The organism is Galbibacter mesophilus (assembly GCF_023721415.1).
Classification (GTDB): Bacteria; Bacteroidota; Bacteroidia; order Flavobacteriales; family Flavobacteriaceae; genus Galbibacter; species Galbibacter mesophilus.
Genome location: NZ_JAMQVC010000002.1, coordinates 670,373 through 689,782 on the forward strand (window position 1 = coordinate 670,373; position 19,410 = coordinate 689,782).

Sequence of the window (19,410 nt, forward strand, 5' to 3'; positions counted from 1 at the left end):
CAGTCGAAGACAAATATTAACTTCTATTTCTTTTTTGCTTCTACCAATTCCAGTTTATCCAATGCCACACTGGTGGTAAACATTCCGTAATTTACAATCGCCTTGTTCTTTTCAATGGTATCGATACTTCCTACCGATTTACTATCAATTAGTCGTACTCGGTCACCCACTTTTAAAATAGGTTTAGGCTTTTCTGGCGGTTTCGGTTTAGCAATCTTCTCCTTTTTCTTTTTCTCCCGAATTACTTTTACTTCTTTTTGAACTTCTGCTTCCACAGCTTTCTTTTTGGCTCGTTCTACCTTCTTTTTCGCTGCTGATTCTTTTTTCCGCTTAGAATTTTCGGTTTCTACAATCCGAAGAAATTCAGAAATTAAAGGACGCTTTTTCTTATTGATGAAATAGCTTTCGGAAATATCATTGATTTTGTTTCCGAGGTAAATCATGCGTTGATTATGGTCGTATAACTGCTGATAATTTTCCAGTTTAGCTTTTATCTTGGCATTTAATTCTTCTAGCCGCTTGGCTTCGTCCCGGGCTTTCACCTCTTCTTCACGCAGTTGTGTGGAGGTTTTATCCATCTTAATTCGCTCTTTCTGAAGCTTAGCAATAGTGGCGTCGAAACGTACTTTCCCTCGTTCAATTTTCTTTTTAGCCTTGTTTATCAAACTATAAGGAATGCCGTTTTTCTGGGCTACTTCAAACGTAAAAGAACTTCCTGCTTCGCCGAGAACTAATTTAAAAACAGGTTCCAAGGTTTTACTGTCAAACCGCATATTTGCGTTGGTGGCATGTGGAAGCTCGTTGGCAAGCATTTTAAGATTGGCGTAGTGTGTGGTGATAATTCCAAAAGCTTCCCGTTCGTAAAAAACTTCTAAAAACGTTTCGGCCAAAGCCCCACCCAATTCAGGGTCACTACCTGTACCAAATTCATCAATTAGAAAAAGTGTTTCACTGTCGCACTTCCGAAGGAAATAATTCATATTTTTCAATCGGTAGCTGTAAGTACTTAAGTGATTTTCAATGGATTGGTTGTCCCCAATATCGGTTAAAACATTATTGAATAAACACATTTCACTGCGTTCGTGAACCGGCACCAATAATCCACTTTGCAACATTACCTGCAACAAACCAACCGTTTTTAGAGTAATACTTTTACCACCAGCGTTGGGCCCGGAAATTACGATAATACGGTTCTCCTTGTGCAGTTCGATTGTTTGTGGATACGTTTTTACCCCTTTAGCTTTATTAGTGAGAAAAAGAAGAGGGTGGTAGGCGTCAATAATATTAAAATGTCTTTCCTCATTGATTTTAGGTAACAAAGCATCCATTTTATGGGCATACTTTGCTTTTGCTGAAACCGTATCGATTAGCGTTAAAAAATCTTGATAATCAATAAGTAAAGAGCGAAAAGGGCGTAAAAAGTTGGTAAGTTCCTTTAAAATCTTTTGAACTTCTTCCTTCTCCTCATATTCCAAGTTATTAAGGTCCCGATTATAATTGCGAGTTGCTTCGGGTTCTATATAAACGATACTTCCCGTTTTGGAATTACCCATTATGGAGCCGTTAACCCGTTTTCTGTACATGGCTTTTACTGCCAAAACCCTACGGTTATCAATTACGCTTTCCCGAATATCATCCAAAACTCCTGCGGATGAATACGTGCTCAGTGCACCTGCAAAACTTTGGTTAATTTTTGCCCGAACCTGATTAATTTCCTTACGCAATCTGTAAAGGGTTTCTGAAGCGTCGTCTTTAATTTCCCCAAAACGGTCGATGACACCATCTATTTTTTGCTGAATCTCTTTTGTGAATTCAATTTCCTGCGCAGTTTTATGAAGGGTAGGGTAGTACTCATGAAATTTTTTATAAAAAAGAATATGACTATTTGTAGTTGCCGAAATAGAAGCTATTCTTCTGAATCCTTCTATTTCGATAAGCGTGTTTTCAATCTTTAAAAGCTGTATTTCCTTAGAAATCGCATCAAAATAATGATTGGGAATGCTATTGTTGTTTTCAAAGGAAGACAAATATTCGTTGGTTTGATTCAAGGAATCAAAAAGAGCCTCTTTTTTTCGAAAAGGATTAATTTGCAAAGCACTTTCTTTACCTAATTCCGTATTGCAAAGTGCAGAAACTTGTTGCAGTACTTTGGAGAATTCAAGGTCTTGAAGTGTTTTTTGGTGTATTTTATTCATATAAATGTGCTCCCTGTGTTTTAAACGCTTGCAAATTTACATACTAATTCGGACTTTAAAACCTAGTGTCAAGTCAAACTTAAACCTACGGGCATTTCGGGATGTCTTTTTAGGCATCCCTGCATTGCAAAAAGACTTGCGTAGCTACGGCTATGCGCATTTTTTGCGCTTTGGCCTACCTAAAAACCCACGACCGTCCGCCCCGTCATTCAAGACTTGACTTGACACTTGTTCAAAATGAATGTAGTATTTTTACAAGTGTAAAGAAAATTTTTTAGCATGAACGTCAGCATAGCGCCCAGTTGGAAGGAAAAGTTATATACTGAATTTGAAAAACCTTACTTCACGGAATTGACCAATTTTGTAAAACAGGAATACAAAGAGCACACCTGTTATCCAGCGGGAAGTCAAATTTTTTCTGCTTTTGATTTTTGTTCGTTTCCCGATTTAAAAGTAGTGATAATTGGTCAAGACCCATATCACGGGCCGAATCAAGCGAACGGACTTTGTTTTTCGGTAAAAGATGGGATTCCACATCCGCCCTCATTAATTAATATTTTTAAAGAACAGGAAAAAGATGTTGGAAAGCCATACCCGAAAAGTGGTAATTTAGAATCTTGGGCATCCCAAGGTGTTTTATTGTTAAATGCTACACTAACGGTTAGGGCGCATCAAGCGGGGAGTCACCAAAATAAAGGCTGGGAAACATTCACGGATGCCGTTATAAAAACAATTTCCGAAGAAAAAAGAGATGTTGTTTTTCTGCTATGGGGCGGATTTGCCAAAAAGAAATCAAAATTAATAGATGCTACTAAACATCATATTTTAACTTCTGGTCATCCATCTCCTTTAAGTGCCAATCGCGGTTACTGGTTTGGCAACCAGCACTTCAGTAAATGTAATGAGATTTTAGTTTCAAAGGGTAAAGAGCCTATTATTTGGTAAAAAGTTGCTTATCCAATTAGCGGGAAACTATTTGTGAATAAGACAGTTTTTTCTCTATAATATTCAATTTCTCCAACTGGTCTTGAACATTTTTAACCGTAACAGGGGTTATATTTTCTTGACTCCATCGAGTAATGGAAAGCCACTCTTGAATATCCTTTATTTTTTGTTCGTATCTGTTGGCCAGCATCCGATCGATGCTGGGGATGTCTTTAAAGTCCGCCGTATAGGTATTTATAACTTCTAGAATATGAGTTATAATCGAGGCATTTTTTTGTAAAACTTCTTCTCTCACCGCGATAACAAAGCATGGCCATGGAGTAGGGCAGTCGTCTATTCTTCTAAAAATACCTTTGTCCACAATGGGTTTTGTTGTAAAATGTTCCCACATAAAATAATCAGCGGTGCCAGATGAGAGGGCTTCAATCGCCCCGTCCTTATTGTTGACTACTTCAAACGACAGGTCACTGTAATCCCAGCCATGATTATCGGCATTTACGTATGCCATTAGGTGACTACCGCTTCCGTAGCGCGAAATGGCTGCTTTTTTTCCTTTTAAGTCCTCAATTTTTTTAAATGAAGATTGTGTACTTACGTGTATTCCCCAATATAAGGGTGATTCAACAAATACCTGAACGATTTTAGAGGGGTTTCCGCCGACAATATCTTTAACGATTCCTTCCGTAAGAATAATGGCCATATCGGTTTCACCATCGCGAAGCATTTGGCACATTTTACCAGTTCCTTCAGGAACGTCTGTCCATTGCAAATCGATACCTCTGTCTTCGAAAGCACCATCGTCGATGGCGAGGTGCCAAGGAAGGTTAAAATGTTCTGGAACGCCAACAATTTTTAAGCTCTTCATTTAAATAAATTACATTAGATTGAAAAATCTCAATAGATACTTCAAAATTAATTAAATACTATGAAAAACTGGTAATTTTCTCTAAAGTATACTCAATAAGTTTTTGGGTAGCCGCTTCGGGATTTTGAGAGAAATTTTTATTGGGACGATTGGCAAGAATGCAATTCATGGAAACTGCTCGATGTCCCAGCAAAGCTGCCAATCCGTAAATTCCGGCGGTTTCCATTTCTAAATTTGTTATTTTCAATCCGTTAAAATTAAAAGATGCCAACTTATCGTTTAAATTAGGATCTTGAATGTCTAACCGGAGCTTTCTGCTTTGCGGCCCATAAAAACCTACGTTGGTGGCAGTAAAGCCTTTGTGGACTTTATCAGATAGTAATTTCACGCCCAATCCTTCATTGTATTTAACCACATAAGGCGTAGATTTTTCTTTGAACCATTCCGTATGCTCAACAATTGCCTTTTGAATTTCTGGATGCCGTACGTGTTCGCTTTTGTAGAAATGAAGCAAGCTATCAAATCCCACGGCGTATTCGCTCATCAAAAAATCATCCACTTTAATATCAGGTTGAAGCGAACCTGTGGTGCCGATTCTAACGATATCCAGACTCTTTAGGTCCTTTTTGATAGTTCGGGTTTCAAAATCTATGTTTACTAAGGCATCCAGTTCATTAAAAACAATATCGATATTATCGGTACCGATACCTGTGGAAATAACGGAAACTCGCTTGTTGTTCAACATTCCAGTATGAGTAACGAATTCACGTTTACCTTTTTTGAGTTCGATACTATCGAAGTAGCGGGAAACCATGGCTACGCGGTCTGGATCACCAACCGTAATTATGGTATCTGCAATATCTTCCGGCAATAAGTTTAAATGGTAAATGCTGCCGTCGGCATTTAATATAAATTCTGAACTAGGGATTTTTGTCATTCTAAAGCTTTAGTAATTGAGCTCCATCTTCTACAAATAAAAAAAAATATTTTGGAGTTCCTCCTAAATATTCTTGATCACTTCTAATGTTTGGATAGTAATTTTGGATGTTTTTAGCGACTTTAAGTCCGGTCTTGGTGAGTTTTGCAGGGTTGAAAGAGCGGAACAGAGGACGAAGGTTGTTGGCCATTTTATTGTATTGTATATCGCCAAAACCATAAACTCCTTGATCTTTTAACATTTTCACAATCATTTCTTCTTTGGTGGAAGGTTTATTTTGAATGGTTTTCTGAAGCATTTTATTCTCCAATTCATTCAATCCATTTTTCAAGCTTGGAAATCGGTGAAGATGGGATTCCATCGCTTTTGATAAATAAGATAGCTGCGAATCATTTTGATAAATGGCATTTTGTAAACGAATAGGGTTGTTTTCACAATACAGCTGCCAAATGAAATCGCCGTATTCAACATCATCTTTATTTAAAACGGCGCGATTATTATAGAGTTCTTTTAGTTTTTCTTTCGAGAGTTCTGATAATCCATATAGTTTTTCCGTATCGTCTTCTTTTCCAGAACAAACTAAAGAAATTTCAGCATGAGGCCTGTGTTTTTTTAACCAACTCAATACAGCAATCATATTAACTTGACAAAAAAGGTCGTATTCAAACCAAAGTACGATTTCTTCCTGATTTTTTTGATTGCAAAGGTTTCTGTACTCCTTTAAAGTTTTGTTGATAAAAGTATCTTTCGTTACTTTATATGCCCTATGCAGGTACTCATAACGCTGTTTCCAAAAAGATTCACTCCCAACCTCATTTATGGTTTTTCCCTCGCACAACATCTCTCTCCAAGTAATGATATCTCCGGAAATCTTTAGGTTTTTTAATACTGAAGTAAAATTGTCTCCGTTGGTAATATGTAGTGTTTTGGCCATGTAACTATAGGTTTGCTAATTAACTGGAAAACTTTAACCAAGCAAATGCATTCTACCCTAATTATGGCTTTAGTTTTGGGCAGAACCACATTTACTTTTCTTTCTACGGATAAAAGTATAAATTCTTAAATACAATACAATGCCCGAATGCGTTAAATATGTAACGTATTGATTATTAATATATTTTGAGTCGGGCATGTTTTTTTATTGAAATAAGTTTCAGTGTCCGTTTCTTGTTTCTAGGGTTTGTGGTTTAAAGTTTCTGTTTGATTAAAAGATTTAAAAATAAAGGAACAGGGAAGCTTGAAGTTTCCGATTACTGCTTAGAGCATAAAGCATATGGCTTATTGCAGTTAACAAATAACGATTTACGAAAATTGCTCTAAGCTTTACGCTATATGCTTGTAAAGTTTCCGAACTCCGCCTAAGACTTTTAGCATTTAGCTTATTGCTGCTTAGCTTAGTAAAAATGAACAACTGGCAACGATTAACGAACATAGTCCAAATTAATAGTTAACAATTAACCAGTTTACTATCCTCCAACCCGTTTTACCTTAAAGCCTTTATCTTTTAGAATTTCCATAATTTGAGAACGATAATCTCCTTGAATAATGATTTTTTCATCCTTAAATGAACCTCCAACACCTAAAGTAGTTTTTAGTTCTTTCGCTAGAATTTTAAAATCCTTAGAAGCACCGTTATATCCATCAATAATGGTAATAGGTTTCCCTTTTCGCTTTTCATATTTACACAAAAGCGGTTCATCTTGCAACCATACGGCATTCTCGTCTGGTTCTTGCTTCGGTTCTTCTTTAAATTCGTGTTCTGGAAATAAGTTTTTTAACTGGTCCTGTAAATCCATCGTTACGCTTTTATCAATCCAAGTTCAATGAGTCTTTCATGCAGAAATTCTCCGGCAGTAATATCTTCATATAATTTTGGATGATTTTCATCAACACAATTGTCTAAAACATCCAACGGCATGTCACTCACAGGGTGCATAAAGAATGGTACAGAATACCGGGAAGTACCCCAAAGCTCTTTAGGTGGATTGATAACTTGATGAATAGTGGATTTTAATCGGTTGTTGGTGTGCCTGGAAAGCATGTCTCCAACATTTATCATTAATTCATCAGGTTCGGCGATAGCGTCTATCCATTCACCTTCGTGATTTTGCACCTGTAAACCTCTTCCTTGCGCGCCCATTAAAAGGGTTATTAAGTTAATGTCTCCATGAGCCGCTGCGCGAACCGCATTTTTAGGTTCTTCTTTTATTGGAGGGTAGTGAATAGGACGTAAAATAGAATTCCCGTTTTTAATATACTTGTCGAAATACGTTTCTTCCAATCCTAAATGCAAAGCTAAGGCGCGAAGTACGTACTTAGCTGTTCTTTCAAGTTGCTTATAGGTTTCTTTGCCAACTTCATTAAACTTTGGTAATTCTTCCACTTGAACATTATCTGGATATTCCTTTTCCAATTTAGGATTGTCTTCCACATACTGGCCGAAATGCCAGAACTCTTTCAAATCGCCTTCTTTTCTTCCTTTTGCATGTTCTTTTCCGAAGGAAGTATAGCCACGCTGACCACCAATCCCTTCAATTTCATATTTATCTTTGGTCTCTTGAGGAAGGTCAAAAAACTTTTTTATTTCAGCATATAAATCATCAATCAATTTATCAGAAAGAAAATGTCCTTTTAAGGCCACAAAACCTATTTCTTCATACGCCTTTCCAATTTCATTTATAAACTTCTGCTTACGCGAAGGGTCTTCTGAAAGAAAGTCTGTTAAATCTACGCTTGGTACTTTATTCATGGTAAAATATTTTAAGCGGCTGAAGCCTTATTGTTGTTACAAATGTAGCGATTTATCAATCGATTTTATAATGATGGTATTTATAATTTTTCTACATTTGATAGAAATCCAACTAGCATGAACGAAACCTCTTCCACCTTGGCTTTTGAATACGATAACCGATTTATAAGCAATAATGTGCTTTTGGATTTGCATTACAACATGCTGAAATCCAGAATGATTGAAGAAAAGATGTTGGTGTTGCTTCGCCAAGGGAAAATATCGAAGTGGTTTAGTGGGATTGGGCAAGAAGCCATTGCCGTTGGCGTTACTACCGCTTTGCAGGCAGATGAATACATTTTGCCGATGCATCGAAATCTCGGGGTGTTTACAACCCGTAAAATACCACTTTCCCGTTTGTTTTCTCAATGGCAGGGAAAAGCGAGCGGATTTACGAAAGGGCGCGATAGAAGTTTTCATTTTGGAAGTCAAGAATACAAAATTGTGGGAATGATCTCGCATTTAGGTCCGCAATTAGGCGTAGCCGACGGGATTGCATTGGCCCATAAATTCAGAAAAGAAAAAAAAGTTACTGCCGTTTTTACTGGTGAAGGGGGTACCAGTGAAGGCGATTTTCACGAAGCCTTAAATATTGCATCCGTTTGGTCACTTCCAGTATTATTCTGCGTTGAAAATAATGGGTACGGACTCTCAACGCCTACTTCCGAACAGTATAATTGCAAGAATATAGCCGATAAAGGAATAGGTTACGGAATGGAATCCCATATTATTGAAGGCAATAACATTCTTGAAGTGTTTACTACCGTAAATGAAATTGCCAAAAGCGTTCGGGAAAATCCGCGTCCTGTGCTTTTGGAATTTAAAACCTTCCGCATGCGTGGACATGAAGAGGCGAGCGGGACCAAATATGTGCCCGATGCTTTAATGGACGACTGGAAACATAAGGACCCTGTATTAAATTACACCCAATTTCTGTTGGATGAACATATTTTGACTTCTGAAGAATATACCAACCAGCGAAACGAAATTCAATCTGAAATTGATGAGCATTTGCAAATTTCCTATGCTGAAAAAGCCATTTCTTCTAATGATAGTAATGAATTAAATGATGTTTTTAAACCTTTTGAAAATGAATTAGTTAATTCAGAAAAAAATAAAAATAATATCCGATTTATTGATGCTATTTCGCAAGGGTTGAAGCAAAGTTTAATAAAGCATGACAACCTCATAATTATGGGTCAGGATATTGCCGAATACGGAGGAGTCTTTAAAATTACGGAAGGCTTTGTGGAGGAATTTGGAAAGGAAAGAATTCGAAATACACCTATTTGCGAATCTGGTATTGTCGCTACGGCAATGGGACTTTCCATCAACGGAATGAAAGCTGTGGTAGAGATGCAGTTTGCCGATTTTGTTTCCAGCGGTTTTAATCCTATTGTAAATTACTTGGCAAAATCCCATTATCGATGGGGCCAACATGCCGATGTGGTAGTTAGAATGCCTTGTGGTGGAGGGGTAGGGGCTGGACCCTTTCACTCCCAAACCAACGAAGCCTGGTTTACCAAAACACCCGGTTTAAAAGTAGTGTACCCAGCTTTTCCAAGAGATGCTAAAGGGCTTTTAATTTCCGCCATTAACGACCCAAATCCTGTAATGTTCTTCGAGCATAAAGCTTTATACCGAACCATTTCTGAAGATGTCCCGGAGGATTATTATACCCTGCCTTTGGGAAAAGCAGCACTTATAAACGAAGGGAAAAACATTACTTTAATCACGTACGGCGCCGGAGTGCATTGGGCACTTGAAGTTTTAGGAAATATCCCCAAGGTTTCGATAGATTTAATAGACCTTAGGTCGCTCTGCCCATTGGATACAGAAACGATTTACAATTCCGTTAAAAAAACAGGAAAAGCACTTGTTTTACAGGAAGACACTTTGTTCGGAGGGATTGCCAGCGATATTTCGGCCTTAATTACCGAAAATTGCTTTGAATACTTGGATGCCCCAGTAAAACGAGTTGGAAGTTTAGAAACACCTATACCATTCTCCAAAAACCTTGAAAACCAGTATTTAGCTAAAAATAGACTGGAAAATGAATTGTTAAATTTATTTAACTACTAGGGTTGCTTTTAGTTTAAATATTTGTTAATTTAACAAGGGAATACTTAACCCACGAAGCTTTTTTATTACTTTAGAACTAATCAACGTTTAATTATAATCAAATAAAATCATGAAAAATAAGTTGTACATTTTATTGCTAACCGTGTCTGTAATACTGGGCTCTTGTGGGTTAAGTAAAGAAAATAAAGACAGTAGAAAGTCTCTAGACGGTACATGGCAACTCACTGACATAGATTATCAAAACAATGAAGGATACTTTAAATCGGTTTTGTTTAATGATGTTTCTGCAAAGTGTTTTGTGGGCAGCGAATGGTTCTTCCGCTCAAATAATAGTACGGGGTATTACAATATTTTAAAACCGGGAGAATGTGCACCGGGACAAAGAAATATTCGTTGGTCTATCCAAGATGATGCTAATGGAAATCCTACTAAGTTTCAATTTAAGTTTATAGATGAAAAGAAAAATGATATCGGTGGTGGATACGGTTATGTTTTTCAGATAAATTCACTTTCTCCGCAACAAATGGTTGTTTCAGCAGATGCAGCCGTAGGTTCAGAAACCGTAACTGTAGTTTATTCTTTTACCAAAACAGCCTCTTTGAGATAAGTTACAGAAAAGGATTGACGTTAAAATTATAAAAGACTAATTAACAGATCATAATAAATAATACGATGAAAAAAATAGTATATAAAAGTAGTTTGTTTTTTGCTTCAGCTCTAATGTTAGTGAGCTGTGAAGCCATTAAAAATTCGAATAATACCCAAAGAGGTACCGCAATTGGAGCAGGTTCTGGAGCGGCCATTGGTGGAATTATCGGTAATAATGTTGGTGACGGAAACAATTCGGTACTTGGAGCCATTATTGGTGCTGCAGTTGGTGGCGCCGTGGGGAACAGAATTGGTAACAAAATGGATAGAAATGCCGAAGCAATTGAAGAGGCAATTCCAGGCGCAGATGTAACACGAATTGGAGAAGGAATTAATGTAACGTTTGATGAAAATAGCGGTGTTAAATTCGCATTGAACTCTGCTGATATTTCTGCGGAAGGACAAGAAACACTTCGTAAAATGGCAGAAGTATTTGTTGAGTATGACGATACCAACATTTTAATTGAAGGACATACAGATAGTTCTGGTGCAGATAGTTACAATATGTCTTTGTCTGAAAAAAGAGCAAAATCCGTTCGTGATTTTCTTGCCGCTAACGGTGTTGCTAGTTCCAGAATGACTACGAAGTGGTATGGTGAGACCCAACCTAAATTTGATAATAATACTGAAGAAGGTCGTGTAAAGAATAGACGAGTAGAGCTTGGTATTGTTGCAAGTGAAGAAATGATTCAAGACGCTAAACAAGCAGAATAATCAAAAAATCATATAAATTGAAAGTCCGATATTTTTATCGGACTTTTTTTGTTTCAGGACTTTGTATTTAGATGCTTGTGGATAGCGTACTTATGTGAAGTGATTATTTTAGTTGTACGTACAACTAAAATTTACTAATTTTAATTTACTTGATTACCAGATGATTCCGGAATTGAGAAAGAGAATCTCGAATAAGATCAGTATTAAAAATCAGAAAAGGATATCACTTTTTTAGTTGCTTCTGTTAAACTAGTATTCTGAGGCATTAAGTACCGAATCTTGAAACAAACGAATAATGAATGTATTACTTTTCTTGACATTTTTATGGACTGCCGTTTCATCATCTGGAACTGTAATTAGTAGTGATAGAGATAGACCAAACATCATAGTCATCCTTGCAGACGACCTTGGCTACTCGGATATTGGTTGTTACGGTTCAGAAATAAAAACCCCAAATTTAGATAAACTAGCTTCGGAAGGAGTTAGGTTTAGTCAGCTTTATAACAATACAAGATGTTGCCCTTCAAGAGCAGCTTTACTCACAGGATTATACCCGCACCAGGTAGGTATCGGAGCAATGACCGATACAGATATTCCAATTCCGGAATATCAAGGCTTTTTTCGTGAAGATGTTAAGACTATTGCAGATATATTAAAAGAAATTGGCTATAAAACATTTATTTCTGGGAAATGGCATGTTGGTGAGAAAGAGGGGCATTGGCCCAAAGATCATGGATTTGATCAAAGCTTTGCCCTAATCAATGGCGCTTCTAGCTACTTCGATTTTAAACCTTACAGAAACGATCTTTGGCCTTTAGGTAATGAAATAAAAGTAGTTGCCGATAACAAGGTTGTAGATATGAATGAAAAAGATTTCTATGCCACAGATCTATACACAGATAAGGCTTTGGATATATTGGAAAAGCATAAAACAGACGAACCATTTTTCTTATATCTTTCTTACACAGCTCCCCACTGGCCGTTGCATGCACTTCCTGAGGATATTAAAAAGTATGAAGGTAGCTATGACGCTGGATGGGATGTAATAAGGGAAAGTAGATTTGAAAAATTAAAAGCATTAAACTTAATTGAAAGTAAAACCGTTTTATCCGGTAAAAATCTGGACACTCGTGATTGGAATGCCCTAAACGAGGAAGAAAGGAAATATGAAGCTAGGTTAATGGAGGTTTATGCGGCCATGATTGATAGGATGGATCAAAACATAGGAAAGTTGATAGATTACTTAAACACTAAAGAAGAATTGGATAATACGGTTATAATTTTTCTTTCCGACAATGGCGGTTGTTCCGCAGGGAATTTGGCAAATGGAAAGTATTCACACCCAAGATTAGACCCCAAAGCTGAACCAGGAAGCCCTTCATCATTTACGAGTTATGGTCCGTCATGGGCAAATGTTAGTAATACTCCATTTAGGGAGTTTAAATCTAATATACACGAAGGAGGAATTGCAACTCCGTTTATTCTTTGGTACCCTAAGGCGATTAATTCAGGTATAATCTCAAAAACGCCTAGTCATATTATTGATGTAGTACCAACCTTATTAGATATTTGTGGAGTAGATGAAAATGAAGCCACTCTAAACACTTTAGAAGGAACTAGCTTATTACCATTTGTAACTGGAAAAGAAACCAATTTTGAGAGGCCTTTGTATTTTGAGCATGAAGGAAATTGCGGAGTTATTTTAAAAGACTGGAAGGCTGTAAAAAATTATGGCAAGGATTGGGAACTGTACAATTTGTCAGTAGATAGAAGCGAAACAAATAATCTTGCCAGTGAAATGCCAAAGAAACTTAAAAAATTGGTAATTCGTTATAATGAATGGGCACGGGAAAACCGAGTACTGCCTTATGAAGATGTCAAAAAAGCAATCCCTTACCAGTTTTAGGATGATAAATTTAAAATCTTCATATTTTGGATTTCTTGCAATGAGCGCGATATTAGTGTCATGTGCTAAAAAGGATAGCGCTGCTCAGTTAAATGTAATTTATATCAGTATGGAAGACATGATGCCCTCGTTCGGGTGTTATGAAGATACCATTGCGTATACCCCAAATATTGATAAATTTTCCGAAGATGCTATAATATTTAAGGATGCTCATTGTCAGGTTGCGCTTTGCACGCCTTCAAGAACAAGTATACTTACAGGGATAAGACCTTCAACCAGTGGAATCGTAAAAATTGATGATGATTGGCAAAAAATGTTACCTCATGCCACCTCACTGCCAAGACACTTTAGGAATTCGGGATATCACACTGTAATTGCGGGTAAAATTCACGATTATAGAAGTGGGGAAACGGACGATGCGTACAGCAAAGTTTTTGATATTCATGGAATAGATGATAACGATTTAGCATTTAAAGCCATTGACAATGCAATCAATCAAAAGAAACCATTTTTTTTGGCATTGGGATATAGTCAAACCCATGATCCTTGGACTCCAGACCCAAAATCGGAAAGCCATTATTCTTTAAATCAATTTTCATCGAAAGACCGTCACCCTTACTACAAAGGTGAGTTATTGGATTCTACAGATATTAAAAATCTTCAGAAGAAATATTATGGAGAAATAACAGAGGTAGATAGTCTAATAGGTGAGATCTTGGCCAGAATAAAGCAACTTGAATTGCATAAAAACAGCGTAATACTTCTTGGAGCTATGGATCATGGATATAGTTTTGGAAATCATTCACATTGGGGGAAAGGCAATAATTACGACGATGAAACCCGTGTACCTTTACTCATCAGCACTCCAGGATGTAAAAATCTAGCTATAGAAGCTTTAATCGAGTTGGTCGATATTTATCCCACCCTGATTGAATTATGTGGATTACCTAATCCACCTCAAAGCTTAGAAGGAATAAGTTTTGTTCCGTTGTTGAGATCTAAAAACAAAGAATGGAAAAAAGCTGTGTTCACGCATAGAGCTTATAACAAAGATATTGTAGGAGTAAAAACTAAAAAATACACTTTTATTGATTTTGAAGGAGACAGCGTGGAGTTGTACAATAGGATTAGTGATGCATTAAATCGTAAAAATATTGCAAATGAATTTCCTGAAGTAGTTTCAGAAATGAAAATTCTAAAAGAAAAAGGTTGGCGAAATGCCATGCCGAAAGAAAACCAACCAAACTAATAAAATGAAAATAAGTTATCTTTTAATAACATGTATTTTAATTTTTGGGTCGTGTGACCTATCAAAACCAAATTCTCCGAAAGTTGAAAATAAAACAGAAGCTTTACAAGATTCTCTTGTAAAAGGTTGGAACACCTGGAACAATCCCAGTGTTCTGTCTTATGTTAAAATGCCGGACGGACTCAAACTTCAAATAAAAATGCGAAAAAAAGGGCATGGTCCTTATTGGCTTGGGGATGCTTATGTGGCTAATCCAAAATACAATTTTGCTGAAGTAATAAAGCCAAAGGAACATGCATATGATGGCAGTTATACGGCTTTACATCTTTCTTGGGAAGGAATGAACGCATCCATAGAAACGGCCGTTGATGGTGAGGACTTTGTTATGCTATATACACCGGATTCTATTCAAGAATCAGTTCATATTTTAGTATTAGAATCAGGTTATTTATGGAACAAACCAGGACTCTTACGTTTAGAGGAAGATATTATTGAAGCTTCGAGCGATGATAATAAAACGGTGATTCGGAATATTGGAACCGATACAAATATGCCTTTACCCATACCAACCCCGTACTTTTCGTTTGATTCTGACAATAAAATTGCCATATATACTGGAAAAGAGCGCTCAATTCAAGAAGTTGAGGCGATTATCCTTAACAAGAAAAACCAATTTAAGGAAAATACTAGTCAATATGGCGAACTCGCATCCGTTTATGAAGCTATTCAATCCGTAGTCGCTTGGAACCAGTTTTACGATGCCTTTAACGATAGAGGTATTTCATCTGTTAGTCGCATTTGGAATGAGGCCTGGGGAGGATACATCATTTTCGATTGGGACACCTATTTTATTGCATCAATTGCGGCAATTGATAATAAAAATTTAGCCTACAGCAATGTTTTTGCAATAACAAATAGTATAACAGATAGTGGGTTTATTCCAAACGTAGCTGCTACTTACAAAAAATCCAACGACCGCTCCCAGCCACCTGTGGGTGCAATGACGGTTAAAATGATTTACGATCAGTATAAAGAGAAGTGGTTTTTGGAAGAAGTATATGGAAACTTACTGGCGTGGAATAGGTGGTGGACAAACAACAGGGATAATAAAGGTTTCCTGTCATGGGGTTCAGATCCACACCCGCAAGGAATGCAGGGAAACACGATGAAAGCAGCGAAATGGGAATCTGGACTTGATAACTCTCCCATGTTTGATGAAATTGCCTTTAATGAAGAAACCCACATGATGGAACTTGCTTCCGTTGGGTTAATGAGCTTGTACATCGCAGACTGTAAATATTTGGCTGAAATAGCCTCGGTATTAGGAAAGCTTGAAGATAGAGAAGAATTATTGAATAGAGCCAAAATGTACTCCGATAAGCTCAATGAGTTATGGGATGATAACCTTGGCATTTACCGGGATAAGAATTTGATTACGGGAGAGTTCACAGAACATTTATCTCCTACACATTTTTACCCTTTGCTGGCAGGTGTCCCAACACAGGAACAAGCTACTCGAATGATTGAAGAACATTTTATGAACCCTGAAGAATTTTACGGTAAGTATATGATGGCTTCCATTGCTAAGAACAATGCCGCTTATCCAGATAACAGCTATTGGAGGGGTAGAATATGGGCACCAATGAACTATCTGGTTTACTTGGGATTAAGAAATTATGATTTGCCAGAAGCGAGAAAGATATTATCTGAGAAATCGAAAGAATTGTTGCTAAAGGAGTGGAACGATAAACGTCATATATACGAAAACTATAACGCAGAAATCGGTGTGGGGGATGATGTTCGCAATAGTGATCCATTCTATGCTTGGGGAGGACTCCTGGGATATATTCCATTGATTGAAGAAGGTTATGTAAAGATTGAAACCATCAAATAAGCAGTATTGACAAATTTATCTTTTTACAAAATGCAATTCCTGTTTAGGATCTAGAGTCTGTCTTAATTTAATTTTGAGAGCTGCTTGGGAATGACTAAATTTAAAGAGAGTGAGGTTAGTAGAAGTTAACCTTCCAAAATACGAACCTTGAAATTAGGTCAAACCTTAACTATCAAATTAGAATAATATGAAAATATTGAAAATCAGCTGCTGTTTACTTTGCATAATTTGCCTATCCGTAAGTTGCAAAACCGACACTAAAAAAGAAAAGAGTACTTCCAAAGATAAAATTGTAAGCAAACCTGAAAGCGAAACTGTTGAAGTGGAAATTAGCAGGGAAGAAATTATCTACAAAACAGATACAACTACAATGAAGGGGTATATCGCCTATAACTCTAAGGTGCAGGGTAAGCGACCGGGGATACTTGTTGTGCACCAATGGTGGGGACACAATGATTACAGTAGAAAACGAGCGGATATGCTTGCAGAATTGGGTTACGTTGCGTTGGCAGTAGATATGTATGGTGACGGAAAACAAGCAAAGCATCCCAAAGATGCTGGTAAGTTTGTGGGAATGGTAATGAAAAATATTGATGTGGGCGAAGCGAGGTTCGATGCCGCCATGAAAGCTTTAAAAGCGAATCCAAATGTAGATTCTGAAAAAATAGCCGCCATTGGATATTGCTTCGGCGGAAGCGTAGTATTGACAATGGCAAATATGGGGAAAGACTTAGATGCTGTAGCTGCATTCCACAGTGGTGTGCAACTTCCAGTAATGCCTTCGGAAGAAATTAAAGCTAAAATTTTAATTTGTAACGGCGCTGATGACCCACTTGTTTCTTTAGAGTCCATTGCAGCATATACCAAAGCTATGGATAGCGTAAATGCCGATTATGAATACATATCTTATGAAGATGCCGTTCACGCTTTTACCAGTAAGGAGGCGGATTCATTGGGTAAAAAATTTGACTTGCCACTGGCTTACAACCAAGAAGCTGATGAAAAATCTTGGGCAGAACTTCAGAAATTGTTGAAGGAAGTATTTTAATTTCAATAAAATTTGAATCCATAATAAATCCGAACTCACAAGGTTCGGATTTTTTTATGTTAAACAATCCTTAAACCCCCGTTAAAGTGCTTTAAAACATCTGTTTAGCTTCAAAAATTGTAGTACCTTTTAGGGAAATCAAATTACTAAACCAAAAAAATAATGAGTAAACCTTTAAACGTATCTCAAAAACTTATAAAACAGCATTTACTGGAGGGCGAAATGACGCCTGGAAGCGAAATCGGAATTAAAATAGACCAAGCTTTATTGCAAGATGCAACAGGTACGCTTGTTCAATTGGAATTGGAAGCAATGGGACTTGACAAAGCCAAAACCGAAGTGGCGGTACAATATGTAGATCATAACTTGTTGCAAACCGACTTTAAAAATGCAGACGATCATCTGTTTTTACATTCAGCGGCCCAAAAATTCGGACTGTGGTATAGTCGTCCAGGTAATGGGGTGAGTCACCCTGTTCATATGGAACGTTTTGGTAAACCTGGTAAAACACTTGTTGGTTCGGATAGTCATACGCCAGCAGCGGGATCACTTGGTATGTTGGCCATAGGAACCGGCGGATTGGATGTAGCAGCAGCCATCGCTGGTCAACCTTATTTTGTAAAAATGCCTCAAATTATGGGGGTAAAGCTTACGGGAAAATTGCCAGATTGGGTAAGTGCCAAGGATGTTATTTTGGAAATGCTCCGCAGATATGATGTGAAAGGTGGTGTCGGTAAAATTATTGAGTATTACGGAGAAGGATTAAAATATTTAAGTGCCATGGATAGGCACGTTATTGCCAATATGGGAGCTGAATTAGGTGCGACTACAACCGTTTTTCCAAGTGATGAAGAAACCAAAAGATTCTTAAAATCCCAAAAAAGGGAAGAAGATTGGATTGAATTAGTGGCTGATGAGGGTTGCGAATACGACTTAGAAGATGAAATTGTTCTCGACAATCTCGTTCCATTAATCGCCATGCCTACAAGTCCGGGGAATGTTGTTCCCGTAAGCGAAGTGGAGGGCAAGGAAATCAGTCAAGTTGTTATTGGTTCTTCTGCAAATCCAGGGTTACGTGATTTTTGGATTGCGGGTGCCATTGTAAAAGATAAAAGCATTAATCCAAATGTGTCCTTTGATATTAATCCAACTTCCAGACAGATTATTCAAAATATGATAGACAACCGAGCATTTGCCAATCTTATTAAAGCAGGTGCAAGATTTCACCAATCGGGTTGTATGGGCTGTATCGGTATGGGGCAAGCGCCCGCTAGTGGAACTATTAGTTTGCGTACCATGCCTAGAAACTTCCCGGATAGGTCGGGAACAAAAGATGACCAAGTCTATTTATGTAGTCCAGAAACAGCTGCAGCCTCGGCTCTAACAGGAAAAATTACCGATCCAAGAAGTCTGGAGAAGCTTTTTGATATGACTTATCCACAGTTCGAAGCTCCAGAAATTGAAATTATTAACACGGAAATGTTGGTAGCACCGCCAGAGGATGGAGCAGAATTGAGTTTGAAAAAAGGTCCTAACATTAAAACTTTACCACATATCGAACCTTTAAACGACCGCTATAAAATTCCAGTGGTTCTTAAAATGGGCGACAATGTCTCCACGGATGAAATTTTAAAGGCGGGTGCAGAAGTGTTGCCTTTCAGAAGTAATATTCCAGAAATCAGTAAGTTTTCTTATACAGTTATTGATGAAACTTTTTACGACCGCGCCATGGAAGCCAAAAAACAGTATGGTGGTCATATAGTGGTGGCTGGTGAAAATTATGCGCAGGGAAGTAGTAGGGAACACGCCGCTCTAGCGCCAAAATATTTGGGACAGATAGCGGTAATTGCTAAAAGCTACGCACGAATTGCTTGGCAGAATTTGGTGAACTTCGGAATTCTACCTCTTGAATTTGAGAATAATGAGGATTATGATAAAATAGAACAAGGAGCCGAGGTTACCTTTAAAAATTTAGTGGAGGATGTTAAAAATAACAATCCAATTAGGGTGTCGATTGCTAACAAGGGGAAAGAAGTTATAGTTAATACAAAACACTCTTTGAGTGAGCGACAAGTAAATTTACTGCTTAAAGGAGGAATTATTAACGATTTCAAAGAGAAACTAGCATCTTAAAAACAG

15 protein-coding genes are annotated in these 19,410 nt (G+C 37.4%); 9 read left to right on the forward strand and 6 right to left on the reverse strand.

Annotated elements, in window-relative coordinates; all coding sequences use genetic code 11:
- Positions 1 to 23: 23 nt before the first annotated feature.
- On the reverse strand, positions 24 to 2,195 hold the full coding sequence (locus NDQ75_RS09700; protein ID WP_202027279.1) for an endonuclease MutS2: 2,172 nt from the start codon (positions 2,193 to 2,195) through the stop codon (positions 24 to 26).
- 279 nt (positions 2,196 to 2,474) lie between these two features.
- Here NDQ75_RS09700 and NDQ75_RS09705 point away from each other — a divergent pair, with 279 nt between their 5' ends.
- On the forward strand, positions 2,475 to 3,140 hold the full coding sequence (locus NDQ75_RS09705; protein WP_202027280.1) for a uracil-DNA glycosylase: 666 nt from the start codon (positions 2,475 to 2,477) through the stop codon (positions 3,138 to 3,140).
- A gap of 16 nt (positions 3,141 to 3,156) precedes the next feature.
- On the opposite strand, the gene NDQ75_RS09710 is transcribed toward NDQ75_RS09705, so the two are convergent.
- The 5 genes from NDQ75_RS09710 to NDQ75_RS09730 form a co-directional block, all read right to left on the reverse strand.
- Complete coding sequence (locus NDQ75_RS09710) at positions 3,157 to 4,005, reverse strand: substrate-binding domain-containing protein (RefSeq protein WP_202027281.1); 849 nt, start codon at positions 4,003 to 4,005, stop codon at positions 3,157 to 3,159.
- A 58-nt stretch (positions 4,006 to 4,063) separates the two neighbouring features.
- Entirely contained in the window at positions 4,064 to 4,942 is an 879-nt protein-coding gene (locus tag NDQ75_RS09715; RefSeq protein WP_202027282.1) for a nucleoside phosphorylase, read from the reverse strand.
- 1 nt (position 4,943) lies between these two features.
- Positions 4,944 to 5,876 carry a DUF1835 domain-containing protein gene (locus NDQ75_RS09720; RefSeq protein ID WP_202027283.1) on the reverse strand — a complete coding sequence of 311 codons (933 nt, stop codon included), beginning with the start codon at positions 5,874 to 5,876 and terminating at the stop codon, positions 4,944 to 4,946.
- Between the two features lie 532 nt (positions 5,877 to 6,408).
- Positions 6,409 to 6,738: a translation initiation factor gene (locus NDQ75_RS09725; protein ID WP_202027284.1), complete on the reverse strand. Its 330-nt coding sequence runs from the start codon at positions 6,736 to 6,738 to the stop codon at positions 6,409 to 6,411.
- Positions 6,739 to 6,740: 2 nt separating this feature from the next.
- Entirely contained in the window at positions 6,741 to 7,691 is a 951-nt protein-coding gene (locus tag NDQ75_RS09730; RefSeq protein ID WP_202027285.1) for an isopenicillin N synthase family dioxygenase, read from the reverse strand.
- A gap of 117 nt (positions 7,692 to 7,808) precedes the next feature.
- Between NDQ75_RS09730 and NDQ75_RS09735 the strand changes: the two genes are divergently transcribed.
- The 8 genes from NDQ75_RS09735 (at position 7,809) to NDQ75_RS09770 (ending at position 19,404) form a co-directional block, all read left to right on the forward strand.
- On the forward strand, positions 7,809 to 9,812 hold the full coding sequence (locus NDQ75_RS09735) for an alpha-ketoacid dehydrogenase subunit alpha/beta (RefSeq protein ID WP_202027286.1): 2,004 nt from the start codon (positions 7,809 to 7,811) through the stop codon (positions 9,810 to 9,812).
- A 109-nt stretch (positions 9,813 to 9,921) separates the two neighbouring features.
- On the forward strand, positions 9,922 to 10,419 hold the full coding sequence (locus NDQ75_RS09740) for a lipocalin-like domain-containing protein (protein ID WP_202027287.1): 498 nt from the start codon (positions 9,922 to 9,924) through the stop codon (positions 10,417 to 10,419).
- Between the two features lie 65 nt (positions 10,420 to 10,484).
- Entirely contained in the window at positions 10,485 to 11,174 is a 690-nt protein-coding gene (locus NDQ75_RS09745; protein ID WP_202027288.1) for an OmpA family protein, read from the forward strand.
- Between the two features lie 295 nt (positions 11,175 to 11,469).
- Positions 11,470 to 13,080 (forward strand): arylsulfatase, encoded by a 1,611-nt coding sequence (locus tag NDQ75_RS09750; RefSeq protein WP_202027289.1) that lies wholly within the window; start codon positions 11,470 to 11,472, stop codon positions 13,078 to 13,080.
- A gap of 40 nt (positions 13,081 to 13,120) precedes the next feature.
- The gene (locus NDQ75_RS09755) at positions 13,121 to 14,329 is read left to right on the forward strand and encodes a sulfatase-like hydrolase/transferase (RefSeq protein WP_202027290.1); all 1,209 of its coding nucleotides are present in this window, start codon (positions 13,121 to 13,123) and stop codon (positions 14,327 to 14,329) included.
- 4 nt (positions 14,330 to 14,333) lie between these two features.
- On the forward strand, positions 14,334 to 16,223 hold the full coding sequence (locus tag NDQ75_RS09760; RefSeq protein WP_202027291.1) for an MGH1-like glycoside hydrolase domain-containing protein: 1,890 nt from the start codon (positions 14,334 to 14,336) through the stop codon (positions 16,221 to 16,223).
- A gap of 187 nt (positions 16,224 to 16,410) precedes the next feature.
- Positions 16,411 to 17,271, forward strand: coding sequence for a dienelactone hydrolase family protein (locus tag NDQ75_RS09765; protein WP_202027292.1), 861 nt, complete (start codon positions 16,411 to 16,413; stop codon positions 17,269 to 17,271).
- Positions 17,272 to 17,433: 162 nt separating this feature from the next.
- Positions 17,434 to 19,404 (forward strand): aconitate hydratase, encoded by a 1,971-nt coding sequence (locus NDQ75_RS09770; protein WP_202027293.1) that lies wholly within the window; start codon positions 17,434 to 17,436, stop codon positions 19,402 to 19,404.
- Positions 19,405 to 19,410 lie beyond the last annotated feature (6 nt).